Consider the following 26389-nt stretch of genomic DNA (forward strand, 5'->3'; position numbering starts at 1 on the left):
TAATTAGTTGTTGTGACAACAAAGTTACAAATATCTAACCGATAAACAAATATCAAACGAATAGCATAAGGCTAGGGTTTAAGACCTGCAGCGATGCGTTTGTGACCCTCCATGATTCTCGTAAGCTCCTGATCATTAGGATTTAATGACCAGTTACCTTTTTCGGAAGTTCCGCCAAGGATGATCCCATCTTTGCGGGGAAACATATATAACAGATCATCGAAGGTAGGAATCACATATCCATAGTTGATTTCCTCCTGAGGAAGGAGTACTGCCAGTTGTCCCCGCACGGGGATGAGGCTTTTATCCTGGAATAGTTCATGAGACCCCAAACCTGTGCAATTCATGACGTATGGTTCCTTCAATTGGCTGAGTTCATTCAGATCATTGAATTTACGAACTATCAATTTTCCGCCCAGCTGGTAAAAATCATCCAGCAAGGCTTTCATGTAAATGGGAGGCTCAATCATCAATGAGTGTACTTCATCGTTAATTTGAAAACCAGTAAAAGGGGAGGAGGTTGTATCGTGCGATTTATAATCAGGATAGAGCTTTTTCCCTCCCGGGAAATCAAAGCTCGCTCCAAGGAAAAAGCTTTTGATCCACCAAACGCCATATCTCGTACCTACAAGATCCTGAAACATTCGCTGAGAGATTATGGAAGCCTGATTAAACTCTTCCATGAACCCCGAGGGAATCATCCCTGATTCAAACACAGAAACAGGTGCCCAGTAGGCTGCTGCCACATTGGAGGTGGTATTGGGAGGGAGGCGATCAGTGTAAATAGTCACTGGCCTTCCTTGCTTGAGCAGGAGAATTGCAGTGGAAAGCCCGATCACACCTGCACCCAACACAGCGATTGACGTTGATTGCGAGGCTTCAATTTTCTCAATGGCCAGCCGGGCGGTTCCCCAGGAGAGTGAGATGCCACCACCTCCATGACCGTAATTATGTATGATCACCTTCTCGTCCAGCTTTTGTTCACTCAGGTTGAAACCGGAAGGCCGGTATGGCCTCAAACCAACAACCTGTCGGATGATGCGCTCCGGTGAAACATTCACAGGCTTCAGAGGGGAATACTGTATGGATTGATTTAATACCTGCTCGAGTGCATACGAGGGCAAGCTCATCGTGGACATAAAAAAACCTGCTGCTCCCAGCTTTTTTATGAAATTTCTTCGGCTATCATTTTGTTGTGTATGGGTCATGATAATACTTCCAGCATAATCACTTGTAAAATAATAAGTTAGGAAGAATCACCGAACGAGCGTTGAAATAAATCAAAACGAAAATGCAGGCAATCAATCCGGCGACCGAAGAATTATTGAAGTTTTATGCAGACCACAATGATGGTCAAATGGCGAAGATCATCGATGCTACGGATGAAGCGTACTCCTCCTGGAAGGATACCACTTTTTCTCATCGCAGTGAGCTGATGAAAAAAGCGGCGGCTGTCTTGCGTTCCAAAAAAGCGGACTTTGCAAAGATCATGACCGAAGAAATGGGGAAACCGCTGAAGGATAGTGAAGCTGAAGTGGAGAAATGTGCCTGGGTCTGTGATTATTATTCAGATAATGCTGAAGCCTTCTTAGCAGACGAGGTGATAGAAACGGATGCCTCCAGGAGTTACGTGAGTCATCGTCCGCTAGGTATTGTTTTTGCAATCATGCCATGGAATTACCCTTTCTGGCAGGTGTTTCGGTTTGCTGCACCCACACTGATGGCGGGAAATGCTGCCTTACTGAAACATGCACCCAATGTACCCGGATGTGCGGAGGCGATTGTTGCTGTTTTTGAAGAAGCGGGTTTTCCAAAGCATCTTTTCAGTAACCTGTTTATCACCAATGAGCAAGCTTCTGAGGTAATCACTCATAAACATGTAAAAGCAATAACATTGACCGGAAGCACACGGGCAGGAAAAGTGGTAGCCAAACAGGCTGGAGCGGTATTGAAGAAATGCGTGTTGGAATTGGGAGGTAGTGATCCGTACATCATTTTGGAGGATGCTGATCTTGATCTGGCTGTGAAAACTACAGTGGCCAGTCGGTTAAAAAACAACGGACAAAGTTGCATCAGTGCCAAGCGTTTCATTGTTCCGGTTGCGATTAAGGATGAATTTGAAAAACGGCTTATTGCTGAAATGAAATCTTACAAATATGGTGATCCTACAAATCCGGAGGTCGATTTGGGTCCTTTGGTAGGGAAGAAGTATCGGGAGCAATTGGCTGATCAGGTAGAGCGGAGTATTAAAGCAGGGGCGAAGTGTTTGCTGGGTGGCGAAGTGCCTGTGGGACCCGGATATTACTATCCGCCAACCATTCTTACCGATGTGAAGAAAGGAATGCCTGCGTATGATGAAGAGTTGTTTGGACCGGTTGCTACCGTCATTACTGTAAAAGATGAAGTGGAGGCCATGAGGGTAGCTAATGATACCTACTATGGACTTGGAGGAGCGATCTTTTCCAAAGATGTAAAACGAGCCGAAGTGCTGGCCGCAACCAAACTGGAAGCAGGCTCGTGCTTTGTAAACGCCATGGTACAATCAGATCCTCGCTTGCCATTTGGAGGCATCAATGAAAGTGGTTTTGGCCGTGAACTTTCACATCACGGCATCAAGGAGTTTGTGAATGTGAAGACGGTTTATATTAAGTAATCAATATAGAACCTTGTCATTGCGGACTTGATCCGCAATCTTCCGTTTTCGAAGATGCCGTTTCGAAGAACGGCATGACATGTCTCATCTATTCATTCCTCAACGATTTCACCGGATTAGCCTTAGCTGCCCGTCTCGCCTGATCTGATACAATCAGGATGGCAAAGACAAGCACGATTATTCCTACCACAGGGAATATCCACCATTGAATGCCTACTCTGATTGTGTATCGCTCTAAATACTGATCGAGCAAGTACCAGGCGAATGGAGAGGCCAGAACAAACGAGATGATCACCAGCTTGGCAAAATCTTTAGACATCAGATTCATCAGACTGGCGATAGTAGCTCCCAGCACTTTGCGAATGCCAATCTCTTTGATGCGCTGCTCTGCAGTATATGAGGCCAGCCCAAATAATCCCAGCCCGGTTATAATCATCGCAAGAGTAGCGAAAAGACTTGCTAGTTTTCTTGTCAGATTGATCGTAGTGAACTTACGCTGAAACTCGACATCTGCGAAGTTGTAATCGAAAGGATAAGCAGGATTGTGTTTGGTGAAAACCTGTTCCACCCCAGCCAACGTTTGTTGAAGATCATTCGTTTTTTTGAGTCGTACGGAGATATAGCCACCCCAATCATCCAAAATCATAAACATGGGTTTCACCGGATCATAAGGTGAGCCCATCAGCACATTGTCAATCACACCAATTAATTTTCGTTCATCTCCCCATAAGTCCAGATTAGTCCCTATCGGATCTTCTAAACCCATAATGTCCAATGCGGCCTTGTTGATGACGATTGCTGTCGAGTCACTGCCATAATCTTTAGAGAAATCACGCCCCATGAGTACGTCTATTCCCATTGTTTTAGCGTAATCATAGGTGGTGGTAATGGTTGTGAAGATGACACGTTTATCTTCCGGTTTACCAGGCCACCCCAGGAAGTTATTTGAATTGATCTGGGTAATTTGTGAGTTGGATCTGGTAACGGATTCCACCAGCCCGGAGGACTCTAATTCCTGCTTCAAGATATCATAGTTTTCTCGCAGATCTTCTGTCAGTTCCACTGCGATTAAGCGCTCCTGATCATATCCTAAATCTCTGTTTTTCACCAGGTTGATCTGCTGGAAGATGACGATGGTACTGATCATTAGCACAATGGAAAAGGCAAACTGCATGATCACCAAAACCTTACGTGGCGTGGTTGCTCCTTTGCCTATCTTAACTGTTCCTTTGAGTGTTTGCACTGGTTTGAATGAGGAAAGATAGAAGGCAGGGTAGCTTCCGGCGATTATTCCTAAAATGATGATGATCCCGACAGCAGCGAACCAAAATTCAGCAGCTGCATAATTAATACTAAGGTCTTTTTCTACCAGATTATTATAAGAAGGAAGCGCTAGCTCTGTTAATAGTACTGAAATGACGAAAGCAATAAACGTGATGAAAATCGATTCGCTTATAAACTGGTAAATCAATCGGGAACGAGTGGTGCCAAGGCTCTTTCTGATCCCCACTTCCTTGGCCCGCTTTTCGGAACGTGCAGTGGCCAGGTTCATGAAATTGATGCAGGCTATGATGAGGATCACGATTGCAATTGCAGTAAATAACTGGACATAATCGCTTCGACCTCCCGCCTGGTTGCCTTCATCGTCCCAGTTGGAGTACAATCTCCATTGAGACATAGGGTGTAGAAAATAGTGTTTCTCCATACCATGCTCTCCATCTTTTTCCATGGCCAGATCATAGATACTCTGCTCCACATCTACCTCGCGAACAGGATCATTGAGTTCCACAAATACCTGAAAAGAATAATTACCCCAGTTGGTTTTGTTATCCCTGATCCATTCGTTTACCGATTCCCGGTACTTCCATGTTGCGAGATAGTCAAACTGGAAACTTGAATTCTCAGGAAGATCTTTCACGATGGCTGTCACCTGAAGTGTGCCTTCATTTTCCAGTTTTACTTGTTTGCCAATGGGATCTTCATCGCCGAAAAGGATCTTTGCCAGGGATTCTGAAAGCACAATAGACATGGGATCCTTTAGCGCTTCCGCATGTGTTCCTGAGGCAAGCGGAAACTCAAACATTTCTAAAAATTCTTCACTTACGAAATATCCTTGCTTTATTATCCGAACCTCCCCCGCAGTAAGCAGTCGGTTACTTCCCCATCCTGCTACTACAGAGTTTTTAATGTTACTATCTATGACTTTCATCTCCTCATAGGTAGGGAGCGGAACCGATCGCCAATTGTTTACTTTATCATCAAACTCTGAGCTGATCCATAGTTGATACAACCGATCATATTTTGGTAGAAACTTGTCATAGGATACTTCATCGGTTACCCAGAGCAAGATAAGCACGCTGCATACAATACCGATGGAAAGACCTGAAATGTTGATGATGGAATAAAGTCCGTTCTTTTTCAGGTTTCGAATAGAGATGAGGAAGAAGTTTTTAAGCATGACCGGATTAGTTGAGTTGTGATTTTAAGGACTGTTTTGAATAATCAAAAGTTGCATGATATTGGAATTACTGAGTCAGTTTGAAATAGTTACACCGTGTTGACTTATTTTCATGTTTTAAACAACTTAACCTTCATATGGCCTTATCCTTATTTGACTGGCTCGTTATTGGCGTTTTTTTTCTTATAGTTCTTGGGATTGGACTAGTGGCTAGTAAAACCGCCGGAAAAAGCTCATTGGAATATTTCCTGGCTGGAAAGTCTATGCCCTGGTGGCTGTTGGGTGTTTCTATGGTAGCAACCACCTTCTCAGCAGATACTCCCAATTTGGTAACAGGCTTTGTGAGAGAAGGAGGAATAGCTAAAAATTGGGCCTGGTGGTCTTTTTTGATTACAGGGATGGTAACTGTTTTCATTTATGCCAGACTGTGGAGAAGATCAGGTGTCCTGACAGATCTCGAATTTTATGAATTGAGATATGGAGGTAAAGCTGCTTCATTTTTGAGGGGCTTTAGAGCTTTATATCTCGGTATATTTTTCAATTGTCTGATCATGGGGTCTGTGACACTAGCCGCTATCAAGATATCATCCATTCTTTTCGGTATTGAACCAATTTATACGGTGATTGTTGCTTCCGTAGTAGTTGCTGCTTATTCCGCACTTGGCGGGATCAAAGGAGTAATCTGGACGGATTTTTTTCAGTTTGGTATCGCTTTAGTTGGGGCAATTTATGCCGCTTATGTAGCTGTATCACAGCCTGAGGTCGGTGGTTTATCCGGATTGCTCTCACATGAATCTTTGGAAGGGAAGCTGGCTATCATTCCGGATTTGAACAATACCTCATTGATGGTTTCCATGTTTATTATTCCATTGGCCGTACAATGGTGGTCCGTCTGGTATCCGGGAGCCGAACCTGGAGGAGGAGGTTACATTGCCCAACGGATGTTAGCAGCTAAAGATGAAAAGCATGCCGTAGGAGCAACCCTCTTTTTCAATTTCGCACATTATGCCTTGCGTCCCTGGCCGTGGATTCTGGTGGCACTGGCGTCCATCATTTTATTTCCGGATTTGGAATCGATTCAGCGAGCTTTTCCAAACATCAATGAGCAATACCTGGGTGACGATATTGCTTATCCGGTGATGCTCACACTCCTGTCGCCGGGTTGGCTCGGCTTGGTAGTCGCTTCATTGATTGCAGCTTATATGTCTACGATTAGTACCCACCTGAATTGGGGCTCTTCTTATGTTGTAAATGACTTCTATAAACGATTCGTGAAGCCGGAAGCTTCTGAGAAAGAATTAGTGAGCGTTGGGAGAATTTCCACCGTTTTGTTAATGGTAATTGCCGGTTCTCTTGCTTTGACAGTTTTAGAAAATGCCACACAAGCTTTCAATATATTGTTGCTTTCTGGCGCAGGAACAGGGGCTATTTTCTTATTTAGATGGTTTTGGTGGCGCATCAATGCAATCACTGAAATTGTAGGCATGGTAGTGGCCACCATCAATGCGTTTGTGCTGGTTCTTGTAGTTCCCGATTCTGCACTAACGCACACTGTTTTTGATGCTTTTACCATGAGGCTTCTGATTGCAACAGGGATTACGACTATTGTTTGGGTTGTAACCACGCTTGTGACCAAACCTGAATCGGAAGAGAAACTGGCTGCCTTTGTTGCGCATGTGAAACCGGGAATCGGATGGAAGCGATTTGAAAAGCGAGGCACATCCAACCTAACTAACAGCCTTCTTTCTGTATTTGTAGGTACTATAGGTGTATACTCAGCATTGTTTGGTATAGGCAATGCGATCTATGGAAACCTGTTGTTGGCACTGGCCATGCTGGGCGTATTCACGGTCTCAGTTTATCTTTTGATAAAATGGTGGTAACGAATAAATAATTCAAGAAAGAAAAAATACCCTAAAGTGGGTATTGATTATCATTTGATAAGTTAAGTTCTTTACATACAGATACTCACCGCTCTGTTCACAGCCTAATGTAGAGGCCTTGTTTAAGGCCTCTTTTTTTATGCTCCTTTGGCTATATTGCCTCCCAAACAAATTTCTTATGAGTCACACACAAGGCATGCTAAGCCCAGAGTCTTTAAAGGGCAAAACGATCATTGTAACCGGAGGAGGAACCGGATTAGGTAAATCCATGGGAAGCTATTTTTCTGAATTGGGAGCCAATCTGGTGATTACCAGTCGAAAAATGGAAGTGCTGGAAGAAACAGCCAAAGAGATTACAGCCAAGAGTGGATTTCCTGTTCATTGTGTGGCTTGCGATGTGAGAGATTATGAGCAGGTTGAGCGTGTGATACGTGAAGCTAAAGAGAAGTTTGGAAAAGTAGATGTATTGCTTAACAATGCTGCCGGCAATTTCATTAGTCCTACGGAACGATTGTCCCACAGAGCTTTTGATACCGTTGTAGATATTGTGCTAAAAGGAAGCTACAATTTTACGCTGGCACTAGGTAAAGACTGGATTGAGAATAAACAAGGAGGAAACATTCTAAGTATTGTAACGACCTACGCATGGACAGGCTCAGGATATGTAGTGCCTTCTGCATGTGCGAAAAGTGGAGTGCTTGCAATGACTCGCTCACTTGCCGTTGAATGGGCAAAGTATGGTATTAGAAGCAATGCAATCGCACCAGGACCCTTCCCAACAGAAGGAGCATGGGACAGACTCCTGCCTGGAGATTTGAAAAAGAAATATGATCCAGCGAAGAAGGTGCCTTTAGGAAGAGTAGGGGATCATCAGGAGTTGGCGAACCTCGCTGCTTATCTTGTTTCTGACTATTCTTCGTATGTAAATGGTGAGGTGATCACCATCGATGGGGGAGAGTGGCTGAAAGGAGCTGGAGAGTTCAATCAACTTGAAGCTATTCCGGAAGAATTGTGGGATGCCATGGAGATGGGCCGCAAGAAAGGGAGCTCAAAACTCAAGATGATGTGGCTGTACTTCAAAGGAATGCGAAAGTTGAAGATATAGGTTGGGTATGAAAGTCGTCCCACCACTTCGATTGTAGGACGACTAGCTGATATAACTAATCTTTAACGGTATATAGCAATTGCCGATTCGCAAAGTCATACAAGGTTAATCTTCTCAGGTCGTAGTAGGCGATCCAATAGGTTCTTAATGCGTTGATATAGCTCCTTCTGGCATTATCTTTTTCTGTAAGCGCGATGTTCAGATTGGTAATGTCAATCTTCCCGATCAGGTAACGATTCTGTGCTACTTCATATCGTTTTTGGGCTACCTCATCTGATTTTTTAGAGATTTCAATTTGCTGTTGCAATACATCCAATTGCCTAACCTGTGTAAGCACTTCCTGTTCAAAATTCTGCTCCTCCTGCGCAATCACATAATCCGTAAGCTGCTTATTGGCCAGAGCGGTCTTCATGCGTGCTTCATTTCGTCCCCAGTTTACAATTGGGATATTCAGTGTAAGGTTAGCGAATTGCTGGTTTTGTGCATCCTGGTAGGATTGATCAAAGCTTGTCCCGGCACTATTGAGTCCAAAGGATGCATTTAAATTCATTTGAAATCGCTGACCTTTTGCCTGCGCAATTTGAGCGTCTGCTTCTATTCGTCTCCTTTCAAAAGCAATGAAGTCGGATCGATTGTCCTTTGCGTACTGAAGTGCAATTTCTTCATCTACAGGAAAGACAGGTATTTCCTCCGGAAGTGCCAGGTCAAAATTTTGAGCCTCATTTAATCCTATAAAAGTACGGAGTGCCAGTCTTGAAGTTTGCAAATCAAGCTGCGCCTGTGCCAGATCTTGCTGAGACCTGAGTAATTGTAATTCAACCTGAAGCAGTTTGTCTTCTGAGGCAGTACCAATGTTGTATCGACCTTTTTCAATATTGTAAATGGTATCATTGTTGGCCAGGTTAAACTGAGCAATTTGAAAATTCACCTGTGCATCCAGGTAATCAAAAAATCGCTGAGTGGCAGTCCTTGAAACAAACTCCATCTCCTCCACATAACTGCGTCTGGATTCTTCGTAACGAATCGGTTCTGTCTTTCTGTCCCACTTTAACTGATTATAAGCAAAAATCGGCTGGTTCAAAGTCAGATCCACAATGGTGCTTCTCCAGCGTGTATCATCTATAACCAGATCTTGAAACTGGCTTGCTCGAGTATTGACAGACACACTTCCACCAGTAGGAGAGATGGGCTGAAATAACCCAAGATTCAATGATGAATTGGTTTGCTCAACCGGCCTGAACTGGGTCGATCCATCTTCCTGTATTACCGGAATAAACTGATTGCTGTAGGCAGGTAAATTTCCACTAAGTGCAAGTTGAGGATTGTAGTTCGATTTGTAAAACTGATACTGCCAGAAACGATTTTCTTTCCTCGTTTCAGCTTGCTTAGCTTGAGGTGATTGTCCCTGGGCCAAATCAATGATATTATCCAGCGTGTAAACTACCTGAGCATTGGCTGTCAGCAAAAATCCAAATACGCAAATTGAAGTAAATATCTTATTCATATCTAAGAGAAGTAATAGGGTCTTGAGAAGCTGCTTTACGTGCCGGGGCAATTCCGAATATTAGGCCGATAGCTGTGGCAACTCCAAAGGAGATTAAGATGGAACCAAAAGAGATAACCGTAGGAATGTCTGCAAACCTGCTGACTGCAGCGGCCATGATGACGCCAAGTAAAATTCCGATGAATCCGCCTGATACACTTATCATCATAGACTCAAACATAAACTGATTGATAATGTCGGTCTTCTTAGCGCCGATAGACAATCGTAATCCAATTTCTTTGATGCGTTCCAAAACAGACGCCAGCATGATATTCATAATACCAATACCACCTACGATAAGAGATATGCCGGCAATTGCTCCTAGTACATAGCTGAAAATGTCATTCGTTCGCTGTTGCTGCTTCAGCAAGAGTTCGGGAATTTCAATCTCATAATCGACCACTTCATTGTGCTTACGTTGCAACATTCGAACGATAACATCTGCGGTAGGATTGAGTTTTTCTGTTTCTGCTACCTGCACCACCAACCGATCAAGCTGATGATAATTTACTGCTTGCTGAGGTGCTTCATCTTCAGTGGCAGGTCCGTCACCACCAAAAAAAACCATACCACCGGAGGATCCCTTGTTAGCACCCTGGATCATTTCCTCAGTAAGCATTGCTCGGTTTTTGTACCTCACCAGAACGGTTTGCAATGGAGTGTAGACATCCATATTGTAATCGCGGATTCCAAGCTTGCTAATGCTGCTTTCGCTTATGTATCTTTCATCCAGTACCCCAATCACTTTCAGCCAGTTAGGTCCACATTTCAGCATTTTGCCGATCGGATTTTCGGAAGGAAAAAACTTTGCTTTTATCGATTTGCCAATGATGCAAACAGCTTCTCCTTTTTCCAGCTGGATGTCGTTAAACATCTTACCCTCTGCCAATGTGAAATTGAATATGTCAAAATAGGAGGGTTCAACTCCTACAAGTTTGGCTGATCTTCGAATGCCATTTTTGATGATATATGTTTCCAGTAAGATTTCCGGACTGATAGTCTCTACACCAGGAATGGTTTTAAGAATAGACTCTTTGTCTTCAAGCGTGAGCCCTGGAGAAAACTTCTTTTTCTCTTTGGACTCTGAGTCTTCCTCAGCCAGATTTTCTTCTGTTTGCTCCACTACAGGTTCAACGATGATGTTGTTGACACCTACTAGTTTTATCTGCTCCAGTATTTCCTGTTGGGCACCATTGCCTATAGCTAGCATGGCGATAACGGCTGCCACACCGAAGATGATACCAAGAGCTGTCAAAATGGATCTAACTCGATTTGCCAGTACTGCCTCGATGGCTATGTAAAGATTCGCCAGGATTCTTTCCTTGTCCATTATCCTTGCTTTCTGTCTCCTCTGCGTCCTTGTGGGTACTGTGGCTGAGTAGGTTCCGGTTCTATTTCGTCTTCTTTCTGATTTCGTTTGCCATTCATCTCAGGGAGTAAGTTTACTTTTCGGCTTTCCATGCCCTGAACTGTGGAAAGACTTACCCGATCGCCCGGTTCCAGGCCGCCAAGAATGTGGACATACTCTGCATTTGCATCCCCAATGATTACTTCTTGTTTGGAGTTAGATCCTCCATCTTTTTTGAAGACATAAGTGATGGAATCGTATTGCGAATGCAAACTTTCAAGAGGAACGAAAAGCGCATCAGCTACTGTTTTGGTGATGATTTTATTACTTGTAGTCATACCCGGTTTGAGCAGGGGATCAGTTCCGAAAACTTCGATTTCCACTTCAAAAACTTTAGCATCAGAGTTGGGCCTTTGTTCTCCAACATTAGCAACTTTCGTGACCCTACCTTTCAAATCCTTGTCAGGAAATGCATCGAATCCAATATCTACGGCTTGTCCCGGTTTTACTTTTCTTATATCTACTTCGTTTACATATGTTTTGGATATCATTTTAGAAAGATCTGGCAATGTGGCCACTATGGGATCCCATCCGCTTATTTGTGAACCTTCTTTCACGGGTTTGCCGTCCCAGTTTCTTTTATAAATCAGCATACCATCTTCAGGGGCTGTTACAATAAATTCGCGGGAAAGAGCGGTCAACCCTTCCAGTTCATTCTGAACTTTAGACAGCTCAGCTGTGGCCTGTCTCATTTTTGCAGCATTTTGCTGTTTCTTAATTTGATAGTTTTCTTTGGCTTGTTGGAAAGAACGCTTAGCCTTTTCCAACTCAATTTCAGCTTTTTGGATAGTTGCAGGAGGTTCAAATTGTGATTGATCCAAGGTTAACTTCTTCTCTATTACTGCGTATTCCAGGTTGTATAACTCATCTCTGGACTGACGCATGGCTAAAGCCGTATCCAATCGAGTCTGTGTGTGCTGCGATTGTTGTTGATCCAATTCCAGCTGAGCATCCTTAATTTTTCCTGTTAATTCCGATGGATCAAGACGTGCAACGTATTGTCCTTTTTGAACTACTGTTCCTTCATCGATGATATCCTGAATGGTCACGTTCCAAATTCGATAATTACGTAAACCATTGGGGCCTTTGATAGGAACTGAATTTTTTGCTTCAAGTGCTCCGGATGTCATTATATCCACCACGAATTCTCCTTGTTCAACCTCTACCACCACTTCAGTGTTGCTTTCTGTCGAGCTACCTGAGAATATTAATATCAGGATCGCGATAACGGCTATTCCTCCGATTAAGGCAATTTTTGTGTTCTTCTTCATACTGTTAGGTTCTTTGAATAATACCTATTATTTGAGTTTTAGTTACTTGGCTCAAACCAAAAGGATCTAATTTTTTGTTGTTCAGGAGATGGATTCTTCATAATCTCCAAAGCATGTTTTTGTGAGGACTTCACTTTTTTGGCCTTGGCTTTAAGTTTTACTTCCTTCGTTTTTCCTTTCACCTCTCTACGTACCAGAACAGTGATTTTATCACCCGCTTCTGTTTCACTATAAAATTTCTGGATGATATTCTGAAATGATTCCAGTGTGACTGCTTCATTATTCCATTCCAGCAGAACATCACCTTCTTTCAGCTTCAGGTCTTTTCCAAAATCATTCATTTCATCTACCCCAGCGATATAAATTTCCTGCTCTTCATTCAATGATGGAGTAAATTTGCCCGCGGTAATCACCATCTCATCGCTTTTGGCACTGTAGCTGATTCCTGCCCATCCTAGGATTTCAGCGTATGGCAAGGGCTCAGCTCCACCAACATATTTAGCCAGAAAATTGCCCACTTCCGGAGTAGTAATTTTCTCAATTTCTTCAAATAGTTCGTCATCCTTAAAAGCTTTCATTGGGCCATATTGTTTTGACAATTCTCTCAAAACAGACTGCAAATCTTTCTGTCCGTTGGTGGACTTGATAATTGTAAGATCAAGGCACCATGCAATTAAAGCTCCTCCCGCATATACATCACCGTACCTTCTTTCATTTTTTGGCTCAAGAATGTTTTCACTGAATTCTGTATACGGAATATCCACACCGTATTGTTCCTGCTGATTCATCTTATTTCTCATCTCACCGAGAAAATCCTGAAGATCATACAGGTTATATTTCAGCTGGACATGATGGGAAGCATATTCAGTCACGCCCTCATACAGCCACAGGTGCTGACTCATTTTCGGTTCGATGTAGTCGAAGTTGTGGATTTCCTCCGAGTGGATACTGAGAGGAGTAACAATGTGAAAGAATTCATGAGCTGCTATATCCTTCACCGTCTGGCTGATACGTTGAGGATTCATTTCCGGTAGGGTGTAAAGTGAAGAGTATGAGTGTTCCAAAGCACCGTATGAACCGGAGATGGTGGGGCTATCAAAAAGGTATATTAAGTACGCATATCTGTCAACGGGTAGTTTTCCGCCTAAATATTTAGCCTGTGCATCCATGAGTTCATCAATGTTGTCCATTACGTCTGCGGCAGAAAGTACATTATTTGGGGAGTAAACAGACACTAAAACATTTGCTCCTGCTATTTCTTTACTTACAATATCAGGCTTGCAGTACATGATTGGGGCATCCGCCAGAAAGTTGTAATTAGCTGCGGTGTAAGTATCCAATGTGTCGTTAGCGATTTTAACCTCCAGTGACGTGGCTCCTTTGATTTCCTTTTTATGCAAAATTGTTAAGTTAAATGGGTTGAACTTGTAGCCATCTACATAACCAACAAATCCGAATGTATTCATCACAAATACCCCTTTATCTGCTTCTATACTCATGCCTCCCGGCTCGAATAGCCTGTTGCTTCCGTACCCTTCAAAATCATCGAAAGAGTCTTCAATCCAATAAGTGATCTTATCCAATTTCGTTGCATTTTTAATAGCCCATCTATTGGTTGAGATGTTCGCCACCTCCAAAAGGTTTCCATCCTCATCCATTGCTTTGAAATCTTTTACAAATCGACCAAAGTCAGAGATACTGTATGTGCCAGGTACTACTTTCGGCATATGATATTCAACTGTATCCTGATTAATAGCAGGAACGAGTATTTCTACCGGCAATCGGTCATTCTCTGCTTTTCTAAGGTCAATGGAAATTTGATAAGCGTCTTGCGCTTGTGCTGCAGATACGGATACTAAAAGGATAAAAAGGAATATTTTTTTCATAAGAGATTTTGTGTTGCAAATACTGTGCAAGTCTAAACGTAAAAAACCCCTATTGTTTGTTAATAGGGGTTAATTTATATGAATGGTATTGTTGATTGTTTTGTGGTTATTCGGCGTTTGCCATACGTTTCCGCTGATTTTCATCCAGGTAAATCTTCCTCATACGGATAGATTTAGGAGTCACCTCTACGTACTCATCCTTTTGGATATATTCCAGTGCCTCTTCCAGGCTGAATTTTTTCGCAGGTGCAATTTTCACGTTGTTGTCAGATCCTGATGCTCGCATGTTGGTCAGTTTCTTGCCTTTTTGAATATTTACTACCAAATCTGATCCTCGGCTATGCTCACCAATTACTTGTCCGGTGTATACATCTACACCTGGATCTACAAAGAAGAATCCTCTGTCCTGAAGCTTGTCTATAGAATAGGGGGTTCCAGCACCATGTTCCATTGAGATCAATGATCCATTGATTCTTCCGGGAATTTTGCCTTTATGTGGCTGGTATTCTTTCAGCCTGTGCGTCATCACTGCTTCTCCTGCAGTTGCGGTAAGCATATTATTTCTTAACCCAATTAATCCACGAGAAGGAATCTCAAACTCAAGGTGTTGGATGTTGCCTTTTGGCTCCATAACTTTTAGCTCTCCTTTTCGCTGAGTTACCATTTCAATAGCCTTTCCTGAGTATTCTTCTGGTACATCAATCACTAATTGCTCAATAGGCTCTAGCTTTTGACCATTTTCGTCTTCTTTAAACAATACCTGAGGCTGACCTACCTGCAGTTCATACCCTTCTCTCCGCATAGTTTCGATCAATACAGACAAGTGAAGCACGCCTCGACCATAAACCAGGAACTTATCCTCAGAACCTGTCTCTTCGACTCTCAGCGCCAGGTTTTTTTCCAACTCTTTCATCAAGCGATCACGGATGTGACGGGAAGTCACAAACTTTCCTTCTTTTCCAAAGAAAGGCGAATCGTTGATGGCGAACATCATACTCATGGTAGGCTCGTCGATTGCAATTCTAGGAAGCACCATCGGTTTTTCGAAATCTGTAATGGTGTCCCCGATTTCAAAGTTTTCAATGCCTGTAATTGCACAAATATCTCCGGCTCTTGCGGACTCAACTTTTCGCTTTCCAAGTCCTTCGAAAACGTGAACTTCTTTCACTTTCGCGCGCTTAAGCGAGCCGTCTCTTTTACTGATGCCTAAAGATGCTCCTTCCTTGATATCGCCTTGAACAATTCTACCAATGGCAATTCGTCCGGTGAATGAAGAGAAATCCAATGAAGTAATTTGCATCGCGGGAACACCTTCCTGGTATGGTGCAGGTGGGATTACCTCAATGATTTTATCCAAAAGGGGAAGAATGTTATCAGTTGGCTTTTGCCAATCTTCGCTAAACCATCCATGCTTACTGGAACCGTAAAGTGTATGAAAATCAAGCTGTTCTTCAGTCGCATCCAATGAGAACATCAGGTCAAAAACCTGCTCATGTACTTCATCTGGGCGACAGTTTTCCTTATCTACTTTATTTACAACCACGATTGGTTTCAGGCCAAGTCCTAACGCTTTACCTAATACAAATCTAGTTTGAGGCATTGGCCCCTCAAAGGCGTCCACCAAAAGGAGAACACCATCAGCCATTTTTAATACACGCTCTACTTCACCACCAAAATCGGAGTGACCGGGGGTGTCTATGATATTGATTTTTACGCCATTGTATTCAGCTGAAACGTTTTTGGAAAGAATGGTTATACCTCTTTCTCTTTCCAAATCATTGTTGTCAAGAATCAATTCACCTTTTTCCTGATTTTCACGAAACTCCTGTGTAGCGTAAATGATCTTGTCAACGAGCGTAGTTTTGCCATGGTCAACGTGTGCGATGATGGCAATATTTCTAATTTCTTGCATGCAAATTTGAATTCGACCGCAAAATTAGACAGAAGTATTGTGGAATGCACTATATCAGGTAAACACAAAACTTATATTTGCGGTCTCTTATCGAATTTATGACGAAGCAATACAAAAGACATACAATTACAGCAGCACTTCCTTATGCGAATGGACCTGTCCATATTGGTCACCTGGCGGGGGTTTATGTTCCTGCGGATATTTACGTGAGGTACCTGAGAAGCAAAGGAGAAGATGTAGCCTTTGTGTGTGGCTCGGATGAGCATGGGGTGGCAATTGAACTACGTGCTCGGAAAGAAGGAAAGTCACCACAGGAGGTAGTTGATTTCTATCACAATCAGATCAAAAATTCATTCCACAAGTTCGGAATCAGTTTTGACATTTACCACCGTACTTCTTCGGAATTGCATCATGAAACTGCTTCTGAGTTTTTCAAGAAGATGCATGCAGCAGGAAAGTTCTCTGCGGAAACTTCTGAGCAATTTTATGATGAAAAGGAACAGCAATTTCTAGCAGATAGATACATCAAAGGAACCTGCCCCAACTGTGGGTTTGAAGAAGCTTATGGTGACCAATGTGAAAAGTGTGGTTCTACACTGAGCCCGACTGAGTTGAAAAACCCAAAATCCATGCTGAGTGGAGAAGTGCCCGTGATGAAGGAAACCAAGCACTGGTACCTACCATTGGATCAATACGAGCCCTGGTTGAAGGAATGGTTGCTGGAAGGGCATAAAGAGTGGAAATCTAACGTTTACGGCCAATGTAAGAGTTGGATTGATAATGGTTTGCGTCCTCGTCCAATGACAAGGGATTTAAAGTGGGGGATTCCTGTGCCGGTAGACGGAGGTGAAGGGAAGGTACTGTACGTGTGGTTTGATGCACCGATAGGGTACATCTCGGCAACCAAGCAATGGGCAAAAGACAATAATAAAAACTGGGAAGACTACTGGAAGTCTGATGAAACCAGACTTTTGCATTTCATAGGAAAGGATAATATCGTTTTTCATTGCATTATTTTCCCAACGCTTCTGAAAGCGGAGGGAAGTTATGTGTTGCCCGATAATGTGCCTGCAAATGAATTTCTAAACCTTGAGAGCAATAAGATTTCAACCTCCCGAAACTGGGCGGTGTGGTTGCATGAATATTTGGAGGAATTCCCCGAAAAACAAGATGTGCTGCGCTATACGCTTACAGCCAATGCGCCTGAGACCAAAGACAATGACTTTACTTGGAAAGACTTCCAGACGCGAAACAATAGTGAGCTGGTAGCTATTTTTGGCAACTTCGTTAATCGTGCGGTAGTACTGACTCACAAGTATTTTGATGGAAAAGTACCAGAAAGACATGAGTTGGAAGAGATTGATGAAGAAGCGATTAATGCTTTAAGTGAAATTCCGGCGAAGATCGAAGCAGCATTGGATCAATTCAAATTCAGAGAAGCATTGTCTCAAATGATGGAGTTAGCCAGAATTGGGAATAGATATTTGGCAGAAACTGAGCCTTGGAAGTTGATCAAGGAAGATCAAAACAGAGTTGAGACCATATTGAATATTGCATTGCAGATAAGTGCGAATCTTTCAATTGTCTGTGAACCATTCTTGCCGTTTACTGCGGAGCGATTGCTTTCAATTTTGAATATTGGAAAACGCACTTGGGGAGAAGCCGGACAAATTGACTTTTTGCCCGATAACCACCAATTGAATGAGGCTGCTTTATTATTCGAAAAGATTGAAGATAAGGAAGTGGAAGCGCAAGTGAATAAACTATTGGAAACGAAGAAAATGAACGAAAAAGAAAATAGCACCCCCGATTTACCGGCATTGAAAGATGAAATTGTATTTGATGATTTCATGAAAATGGATTTAAGAGTAGGGGAGATTAAAACTGCTGAGAAAGTAGAGAAATCTAATAAGCTGCTAAAGTTCACCGTGGATATGGGTTTGGAAACACGAACTATTTTAAGTGGCGTAGCGAAGCACTTCTCTCCTGAGGAAATGATTGGTAAGAAGGTGACTGTGATGGCAAACCTTGCCCCTCGAAAGATTATGGGTGTAGAATCTCAGGGAATGTTACTATTCGCTGAAAATTCTGATGGAAAACTGGTTGCAGTAAGTCCGGGAGAGGATGCTGAGAATGGGGCTGGGATAGCTTGAGCCTCATGAGTAGTGACTATGTAGTCGTCAGACGGACTGATGGAAGAGACTTCCGAAGTTTTAGAAACTTCTGAGGTCTTCTGGACTCGTCAAACGACTGAATGGGTAAAAAGTAACTACCTTGGGTTTCTGGGGTTCACGATCATGAAGCATGACCTTCGAGGCTACAAATCCTGAAGAGCGGGGGAGTGGGGAATGAATCTGATTAGGCTTAAAAGCTCACCTTCAAAAACAAATTTGCTGCGGGAATGGTCTTATCAAATGATCGCCCATACCCGGGAATAGCGTAAACATCTACACCTTTTTGCTCGTCGTAATTACCCAGAATACGAAGGTGTAAGTTTAGACCAATGCTAAATAAGTCTGAAAGTTTACGATCCGAGTATACAACCACTTCATACCAGTTTGCTTTCAGGTCTTCCCGATTAATGTTTTGTACAAAATCGTTTTGTGAGCCACTAGGGCTTTCAATAAAAATACGACCTCTTTCGGTGAAAACAGAGGATGCATACCTTAGTGAGATACCTATTTTATTTTTTGGTTTCCATTGGCTAACAAATCCGGCTCCAACACGATAATAGAATCCTTCACTTTCGTAGGTTCCATTTGAATAAGCACCTTCAGGTTTCAGATTTGCCTGTCCAATTACAAGGATCAAGGGAAATTTATCCCTGAATAGTAACTCCAGCCCGCCTTCATACTTTGTTTCAAAGTCCATCGGGATGGTAAATAACTTGCCATAATCCAGATAAAAGGAAGGGGTAATTGTTCTGCGGGAAACCACCGAGTCAGCCTCACCTTCTTGCGAAAAGCAAAAACCTGAAATGATCAGACTAAAAATAAAAAGTAAACGATGCTTCGCCATCTACGCAGTTTTCTTCACAATTATCAAAAGAGTCAAAGGTACTTGAGACCACCTGAATGTTTTCGGCACGGATAAGAACATTTCGCTCCTCATCCACTTCCTGAATGTTGTCATAGCTAAACTCAATTGTCCGTGCAATGCCAGCAATGGTCACCTCATACTGGGTAAACTCTCCATCATAAGCCAGTGGGATACTCCAAGAGGTAGCACTGTCAATATCTTCATACGTAAGGATGTTTTGAGTTCCTAATATTTCAATCTGATCGACCTGAAGCATGCCTGAATTGATTGTGGATTTGGTTTGGTTGAATACTGCCGTTAGCGAGTCAGAATCTTGATTAAGGGTAGCGTACAAAGTGCTATCATTCTGTCTTTCAGGAATTAGCGACAATATTTCGTCTTTCTCAGCTTGAAGAGATGTATTTCCGGTATCTAATCCATTTTGCACTTCTACAAGTCTTGATCGCAAGGTATCTAGGGCATTCACATGAACAGCGAGTGCAGAATCATTGAAAGCGAAAACCATTAAGCTATCATCCAAACTATTAACACTATCCTGATTTATGAAAATTAATGAAATAGTAGGTTCAAAGCTCACCGTATCGCAATCATCACATGGATCACATGAGGCAATGAAAAGGAAAAGAATGAAAATGTTAAGTAATTGTTTCACAGGATTCACCACTATATCGGGTCAACGTCAAATACCACGCCAACACTTTTAAAGGCCGGCATCTGCTTCATCATCACCTCCACAGACTTCAGGTATTCTTTAACAGCCGGCAAGTTAATGCCTTGCTTCACAATTTTCAATGTGATTTCATGGAGGTATAGGTTTCTGATTTTTCCAATCAGAGGTTCAACTGGTCCGATCATTCGTTGACTTCCCAAATTCTTCCGGATATCAGAAGCAAAAAAATTAGCAGCTTGAAAAGAAACATGCTTCTCCCGGTGTTTGAAAGTGATATTGATGATTCGTGTAAATGGCGGATAATGAAAGCGTTCCCGCTCCATGATCTCCCATTGGAAGAAAGCTCGATAGTTATCTTTTTTAGCTCGCTGTAGCAGTTCCTGATCCGGATCATTGGTTTGCACGATGACCTTTCCATTCTTAGACTTTCTGCCGGCTCTTCCACTGACCTGTGTTATTAAATGATAGGCTCGCTCATGTGAACGAAAATCCGGGAAGTGAATCATCCGATCGGTATCGAAAATACCCACCAGGTTTACCCGATCAAAATCCAGCCCTTTGCTCACCATTTGAGTTCCAACCAGAATGTCAATATTTCCTTCTTCAAATTCCTCTATGATTCGCTGATAGCCGTATTTACTTCGCGTGGTGTCCAAATCCATCCGTTGAACAATCGCCTGAGGAAATAAAAGTTTCAGTTCTTCTTCAAGCTCTTCTGTACCAAACCCAACATTTCGTAACTCAGTACTACCACATTGCAGGCAGTCGATATACATGCTCTGGTTGTATCCACAATAGTGGCAAACCAGTTTATTATTGTACTGGTGATAGGTAAGGCTCACAGCACAGTTCGGGCATTTAGGAATGGTACTGCAATTATCACAGGTGATATAGGAGGCATACCCCCGACGGTTTTGAAATAGGATGATCTGTTCTTTTCTGTCCAATGATTCCTGAATGGCCTCCACCAAAACAGAAGTGAAATTTCCTTTGAGCTTCCGTTGTTTCCGCTCACGATTCACATTAGCGAACTCCATGGCTGGATTGTAGGCCTCTCCATATCGAGAGGTTAGTTCTACGATCCCATATTTATTATCCAGTGCATTTTGATAGGTCTCTAGTGATGGTGTTGCTGTTCCAAGCAAGACATGTGCGTCATGAATAGTGGATAAGTATATGGCTGAATCGCGGGCATGATATCTTGGAGCCGGCTCGAATTGTTTATAAGATGGCTCGTGCTCCTCATCTACAATGATCAATCCCAAATCGGAAAAGGGCAGAAATACGGCGCTACGGACACCAACCACAAATTGATATTCTTTCTTGAGGACTTTCTGCCAGACTTCCACACGCTCATTGTCAGAATAGCGCGAGTGATACACGCCAAATGAGTCACCAAAAATCTTGTGAAGTCTGGCGATGATCTGAGTTGTAAGTGCAATCTCGGGGAGTAAATAAAGCACCTGTTTACCAGTGGCAACCTGCTCTTTTATCAATTCAATGAAAATTTCTGTCTTACCACTCCCCGTTATTCCATGAAGCAGCGTAGTATTATGCTTTTCGAAGGATTGCACGATTGATCGTCTGCAAGCTTCTTGTACCTGACTTAGCTGAACAGTTCCCTGAATTTTGGAATGATCAGTAGGAAGTCGGGAGACCACTTCTTCCCATTCAACCAGAACTTCATTTTTAATAAGTGTTTTGAGAGAGGAAGGACTAACGTCTGTTGAAAGCAGGTTTGATTTCTCAATTCCCAGAGTATTACTATTTGGATTATCTAAAACAGGAATATCTCGCAGGTATGCCAGAATCACATCCTGTTGTTTTGGTTTGGATTCCAACTCATTTATCAGTTCCTCCAGTATGCCTTCCTCTAAGAAGGCATCCGCTATCCGAATGCGTTTGACTTTCTTGGGTTGGTACTTATCTTTTACTTTTTCAAACAGGTCAATGAGACCTTTTTCTGAAAGTTGTTTGAGGATACGCTGGGGTTGCTTGAGTCCCAATACCTCACTTACACCTTTCATGGTGAGGTCATTGGTTTTCAAAGCTCGTAGCAGTTCCCATTCCCGGTTGTCCAGATCTTCGTCATCCGGGTTGATCTCAGGATTGATGCCCACAAAAGACTCACTTGATAGTTTAAGTGCAGCTGGTAATGCAGCATTAATAACTTCTCCTAACGAACACATGTAGTATCGACTCATCCATTGGAAAAACTTCAGCTGCCGTTCATTCACAATGGGCTGATCATCGAGCACTTCCAACAGTTCTTTTGGCCGATACTCTTCAGGGGAATGGTCATGTAGCTTTAGTACAATTCCGGTATAGATTTTCTTCTTCCCGAATGAAACAACCACTCGGGATCCAGGTGCTACTCTTCCCCAATCTAAAGGAGGAATCAGATACGTAAAGGTTCCCGGTAGGGGCAGAGGCAGGATGATTTCGCAATATGGATTCAGCTCACTCAACGTGTTTCGAAGCTACCATATTCCACTAAAAATCCCACTAGTTTGCACTGATTTGCTCCAAAGCCTTCTTAACACTTGTTACGGGTCGCTTACACGATTTATTGTAGCATACATAGATGGTTGTTTGACCATTAAGAGCCGTTTTTAGTTCAAATGGTGTCTTTTCTGATTCTGTTAGCGTTCCGGAAATAATCTTGTCTGGTAAAAAATACTGGTTGATTTGATTGGTGTATTCTTTTGCTTTCGGACCAACGATGATCACCTCTGCGAAATTGCCTGAAAGCTCCAATGCCAGGAGTCCCCAGTTGCTTAAATATTCCGGTTCCTGAATGATCAGTTTTTTAGTCTGTGCCAGAATAGATTCCCCTTTTTCAATCATTTGATCATCATAGAAATGTGTGCCAAGATGAACCAGGTTCCACGCCATAATGGAGTTGGAGGATGGAATCACATTATCAAAGAGTTCTTTCTTTCTGGCGATCAGGTTAGCATCATCATCGCTGGCGAAGAAGTAGAGATTCTCGCTTTTGTCAAAAAAGGCTTCCTCTGCTCTTTGTGTTAATTTTTTTGCTAGCTCCAAGTATTCTCGATCCAGCGTTGTTTCATAATACTTGATGAATCCCTGAATTACAGCAGCATAATCCTCCATGAAGCCTTCCATTTCCTTATTGGGAAATCGTTTGAGCTCGCCATTTTTAATTAGACTTTTAATAAACGAGGCATTTTTTGAAGCTAGTGAGAGAATGGAAGAATCCTGCAAGGATTGGTATGAATCTGACAAACCAGCCAATGTCAATCCGTTCCATCCGGCAATGATCTTATCATCCAAACCAGGCCGAACCCTCTTTTCACGTTCCCTCAAAGCTTTCTGCTTAAAGGTCTTTATTCGTTTCAGGAATTCATCTTTTGTAAGGTCATACTTCTTAGCCAGTTTCTCTTCATCGTTGACTACCCTTAGTGCATTCTTCCCTTCCCAATTACCACCAGTTTGAACATCGTAATACTCGGTAATCATTTTTGAGTCATTGCCTGCCAGCGTGACAATTTCATCATGGATCCACACATAGAATTTACCTTCTTCCCCTTCACTGTCAGCATCTAAGGCTGAATAGAATCCTCCGGATTCATCCAGCATTTCTCTTTCCAGCCATTCGATAGTCTCATGAATGGTTCGTTTAAACTTTGGATTTTTGGTTAGCTTAAATCCATTCGCATATAAACTCAGCAGTTGACCATTGTCATATAGCATCTTTTCAAAGTGGGGAATGTGCCATTCTTCGTCGGTACTATAACGTGCAAAACCACCACCCACATGATCGTAAATGCCACCATCAGCAATCTTCTCAAGGGTAAACCCCAAGTGATTTAGGGCATCCTCATTCTTCGTTTGGTGATAATAGGTAGCTAAAAACTGCCATACAGAAGGCATGGGAAACTTGGGTGATTTTTTGATGCCTCCATCTACACGGTCAAACTTCTTTTCCAGAGTCTGATAAATTGAATTGATCTCTTCTGTGGACAGGCTGTGATCTGTACCTTCCAGTTTGTACTTTTCCGATTCTTTGGCTTGCAGGTTTTGTGTGAAAGCTTCTGCAGATTCGTTGATCTTCACTCTGTTATTTTCAAAGGCCTCATTGATGCTAGTAAGAAGATTGATCCAGCCTTGTTTGGGGAAATAAGTACCTCCATAAAATGGTTTCTGATCTGGTGTAAGAAAGACATTCAATGGCCAGCCTCCGTGTAAACCCATTGCCTGAACCGCATCCATGTACACCTGATCCACGTCGGGACGCTCTTCCCGATCCACTTTGATATTAATGAAATGCTCATTCATGATTTTGGCTACTGCTGGATCTTCAAAGGACTCCTTTTCCATCACATGACACCAGTGACAGCTGGAATATCCAATGCTTACCAGAATGGGTTTATCCTCATCTTTGGCCTGTTTTAGCGCTTCCTGGCCCCATTCCTGCCAATTAACTGGGTTGTGCGCATGCTGTTGCAGGTATGGGCTTGTTGAATGGATTAGGTCATTGGTGTATTCGTGCATTTCAGTTTGACTTTTGGATTGACAGGCTGCTGTAATGATCAGTAGAATGAATAGAAGTCTCATTTCAATTGTTGCCTTACTTTAGCAATCTCAACACTCAGATCAACTTTTTCATTCAGTTTTTGAAGTTTCTCCAAGGTTGATTTAAGAAAGACCTGGTGTGATGCAGATTCAGGCTGAAATGGACGGTGATTAATGGCTGTTTTTAACTTGCTCCATTCTTGTATGAAGCTTTTAGTTTCTTCATCGAAGTAGGTTTCCATGAATCGATTCCATACATATTCAGTGGCCTCTTCTGTTGGATGAATTCGATCAGTTTTGAAAAAACGATAGTCTCTTAACTCATCCATTACTATTTCATAAGAGGGAAAATAGCTAGTGTTTTTGTACTGTGATGTGATATTATGAACGGCATCAATCAGAATGGCTTTACTCCGGTTGTTTTCGATAAGCCCATCGCGAATATGTCTAACCGGGCTTACTGTAAAGACGATGTTCAAGTCAGTGTTTATGTCGTTTAGATAGGAGTGAAGGCTTGCAAACTGTTGCGTAATCTCATCCTGATTCAGGAATCGTTTCTTAAAGTCCTTAGCCGGAACTTTATGACAATTAGCAACGATGTTGCCCACTTGATTTTCATAAACGATTGCCGTACCTGAAGTGATTATCAACCACTTACAATTCTTGAGAAACGTTTGCGTTTGCTTGTTTCGCTTCTCGAATAAAGTGATTGTTTCCGTTTCGCTCAACCCGGAGACCTCTCCATGTGCATCCCAGTGGTAGTGAACGCCCTGGCTTTCAATCACATTATTAGCTTCTGATGAATTAGATAAAAGCCTGAAGATCGAATGTGGATTGTAGATCGTTCCAAAAGGATTGGAAAGACACTGCAGTTTGTTTTCTGATAGATAATCCCCAATCTTATCAGAAAAGCATGATCCCATTAAAAAGATTGAATCTTTGAGGTTGATTTTAGTAGGCGATTTTGGAATATTGAAGTCAATCTTAAACACGTGATGTTAACCTTTTCTTCAAAGGTAGCCAGATTAATTATCTGCTTTTAAGCTTATCATAATTGGCCGGTGATCTGAAACCTTTGATAGATAATTTGACACACAGTCGTCTAACCTAATTGTGTGGGTGGATAAAAGGTTATCGCAAAGTTCATTAGTAATCAAGATATGATCGATGTGGCTTGGACAATATGAAGCTCCAGTGCATGGATAGCTATAGTCATCTCCGGAACCTGCGTATATAGGATAATCGGCAAATATGTAATTGTCCATATCTGTCAAGAAATTGGTGAATGAAGAGCCAGTCCCAAAATCTTCATTCCAGTCACCCAGGATAATCACTTCTTCTTCTGAAAAATTATCATCAATATAGGATTTTAATTTGTTACTGGCATCTGTTCGCCTATCCTCCGAACCATCACAACACTTCAAATGGATATTAATTAGCTTAACCGTTAATCCATTATTATGAGTAATATCAACTTCGACAGGTTCTCTTGGAAATGGGCTGGTATCACCATCAAAAAGCTCAATGGGTGTCCCAAAACTGGTGATCTCATTTTTTTTATAGATATATCCGAGCTCTATTCCTCCCCTTACATCGTAAACCACTCCCTCATAACCTTCAAGTGAAGCGATAAGTGTATTAAAAGCATTCATATCATCAACTTCCTGGATAGCGTATATGTCAGCATCTAAATTCCGTATGATGTCTGCAACCACCTCAACTGTATTTGACTGCATAGGAAAATTTTCAATATTCCATGTCACCACATCAAGGTTGTCTGAGGAAAGAGTAGGGGAGCATTGAACTGGCGTAATTGTAAGAGGGTCATCAATACAAGTGATAGTGTAGTCGATCTCCTCTTCTACCTCTTTCTCCTGGATGGGAAGTGGCTCATTATTGCCACTGCTACATGCTACGGTAAGAAAAAGGAAAAAAAGAATTGATTGTAAGGCTCTCATCAGCGCAAAAGTCATAAAAAAACCCTGAACCTTACGGAACAGGGCTTATATTATATCTAAGAAT

Annotated in this window: 17 protein-coding genes; 4 read left to right on the forward strand and 13 right to left on the reverse strand. The window is 42.3% G+C overall.

Annotated elements, in window-relative coordinates:
* Positions 1 to 71: 71 nt before the first annotated feature.
* Positions 72 to 1208, reverse strand: a complete 1137-nt coding sequence (locus tag RIC88_RS01915; protein ID WP_350215737.1) for an FAD-dependent oxidoreductase — start codon at positions 1206 to 1208, stop codon at positions 72 to 74.
* An 83-nt stretch (positions 1209 to 1291) separates the two neighbouring features.
* Here RIC88_RS01915 and RIC88_RS01920 point away from each other — a divergent pair, with 83 nt between their 5' ends.
* Positions 1292 to 2653: an NAD-dependent succinate-semialdehyde dehydrogenase gene (locus RIC88_RS01920; protein WP_350215738.1), complete on the forward strand. Its 1362-nt coding sequence runs from the start codon at positions 1292 to 1294 to the stop codon at positions 2651 to 2653.
* Between the two features lie 88 nt (positions 2654 to 2741).
* Here RIC88_RS01920 and RIC88_RS01925 read toward each other — a convergent pair whose 3' ends face one another.
* Complete coding sequence (locus RIC88_RS01925) at positions 2742 to 5111, reverse strand: ABC transporter permease (RefSeq protein WP_350215739.1); 2370 nt, start codon at positions 5109 to 5111, stop codon at positions 2742 to 2744.
* A gap of 137 nt (positions 5112 to 5248) precedes the next feature.
* Here RIC88_RS01925 and RIC88_RS01930 point away from each other — a divergent pair, with 137 nt between their 5' ends.
* Positions 5249 to 6994, forward strand: a complete 1746-nt coding sequence (locus RIC88_RS01930) for a sodium:solute symporter family protein (protein WP_350215740.1) — start codon at positions 5249 to 5251, stop codon at positions 6992 to 6994.
* A gap of 178 nt (positions 6995 to 7172) precedes the next feature.
* The gene (locus tag RIC88_RS01935) at positions 7173 to 8099 is read left to right on the forward strand and encodes an SDR family oxidoreductase (protein WP_350215741.1); all 927 of its coding nucleotides are present in this window, start codon (positions 7173 to 7175) and stop codon (positions 8097 to 8099) included.
* A gap of 55 nt (positions 8100 to 8154) precedes the next feature.
* Here the strand turns inward: RIC88_RS01935 and RIC88_RS01940 are convergent, their stop codons facing one another.
* From RIC88_RS01940 to typA, 5 genes are all read right to left on the reverse strand, one after another.
* Positions 8155 to 9603: a TolC family protein gene (locus tag RIC88_RS01940; protein WP_350215742.1), complete on the reverse strand. Its 1449-nt coding sequence runs from the start codon at positions 9601 to 9603 to the stop codon at positions 8155 to 8157.
* Positions 9596 to 10972 carry an ABC transporter permease gene (locus RIC88_RS01945; protein WP_350215743.1) on the reverse strand — a complete coding sequence of 459 codons (1377 nt, stop codon included), beginning with the start codon at positions 10970 to 10972 and terminating at the stop codon, positions 9596 to 9598. Before RIC88_RS01945 ends, RIC88_RS01940 begins: the two co-directional genes overlap by 8 nt.
* Positions 10972 to 12321: an efflux RND transporter periplasmic adaptor subunit gene (locus RIC88_RS01950; protein ID WP_350215744.1), complete on the reverse strand. Its 1350-nt coding sequence runs from the start codon at positions 12319 to 12321 to the stop codon at positions 10972 to 10974. The genes RIC88_RS01945 and RIC88_RS01950 overlap by 1 nt, the downstream gene beginning before the upstream one ends.
* 38 nt (positions 12322 to 12359) lie before the next feature.
* On the reverse strand, positions 12360 to 14207 hold the full coding sequence (locus RIC88_RS01955) for a M61 family metallopeptidase (RefSeq protein WP_350215745.1): 1848 nt from the start codon (positions 14205 to 14207) through the stop codon (positions 12360 to 12362).
* A 106-nt stretch (positions 14208 to 14313) separates the two neighbouring features.
* Positions 14314 to 16119, reverse strand: coding sequence for a translational GTPase TypA (typA, locus tag RIC88_RS01960; protein ID WP_350215746.1), 1806 nt, complete (start codon positions 16117 to 16119; stop codon positions 14314 to 14316).
* A 98-nt stretch (positions 16120 to 16217) separates the two neighbouring features.
* Between typA and metG the strand changes: the two genes are divergently transcribed.
* A complete protein-coding gene (gene metG / locus RIC88_RS01965; RefSeq protein WP_350215747.1) occupies positions 16218 to 18272 on the forward strand; it encodes a methionine--tRNA ligase in 2055 nt (684 codons plus the stop codon).
* Between the two features lie 211 nt (positions 18273 to 18483).
* Here metG and RIC88_RS01970 read toward each other — a convergent pair whose 3' ends face one another.
* From RIC88_RS01970 to RIC88_RS01995, 6 genes are read right to left on the reverse strand one after another with little or no spacing between them, the layout of a single operon-like run.
* Positions 18484 to 19137, reverse strand: a complete 654-nt coding sequence (locus RIC88_RS01970) for a DUF6048 family protein (RefSeq protein WP_350215748.1) — start codon at positions 19135 to 19137, stop codon at positions 18484 to 18486.
* Positions 19106 to 19810 (reverse strand): hypothetical protein, encoded by a 705-nt coding sequence (locus tag RIC88_RS01975; protein ID WP_350215749.1) that lies wholly within the window; start codon positions 19808 to 19810, stop codon positions 19106 to 19108. The genes RIC88_RS01970 and RIC88_RS01975 overlap by 32 nt, the downstream gene beginning before the upstream one ends.
* An 11-nt stretch (positions 19811 to 19821) precedes the next feature.
* Positions 19822 to 22296 carry a replication restart helicase PriA gene (gene priA / locus RIC88_RS01980; RefSeq protein ID WP_350215750.1) on the reverse strand — a complete coding sequence of 825 codons (2475 nt, stop codon included), beginning with the start codon at positions 22294 to 22296 and terminating at the stop codon, positions 19822 to 19824.
* 37 nt (positions 22297 to 22333) lie between these two features.
* Positions 22334 to 24409: a thioredoxin domain-containing protein gene (locus tag RIC88_RS01985; RefSeq protein ID WP_350215751.1), complete on the reverse strand. Its 2076-nt coding sequence runs from the start codon at positions 24407 to 24409 to the stop codon at positions 22334 to 22336.
* On the reverse strand, positions 24406 to 25359 hold the full coding sequence (locus RIC88_RS01990) for a GSCFA domain-containing protein (RefSeq protein WP_350215752.1): 954 nt from the start codon (positions 25357 to 25359) through the stop codon (positions 24406 to 24408). The genes RIC88_RS01985 and RIC88_RS01990 overlap by 4 nt, the downstream gene beginning before the upstream one ends.
* 33 nt (positions 25360 to 25392) lie before the next feature.
* Positions 25393 to 26325: an endonuclease/exonuclease/phosphatase family protein gene (locus tag RIC88_RS01995; RefSeq protein ID WP_350215753.1), complete on the reverse strand. Its 933-nt coding sequence runs from the start codon at positions 26323 to 26325 to the stop codon at positions 25393 to 25395.
* Positions 26326 to 26389: the final 64 nt, after the last annotated feature.

This window comes from Ekhidna sp., from assembly GCF_040220215.1.
GTDB lineage: Bacteria > Bacteroidota > Bacteroidia > Cytophagales > Cyclobacteriaceae > Ekhidna.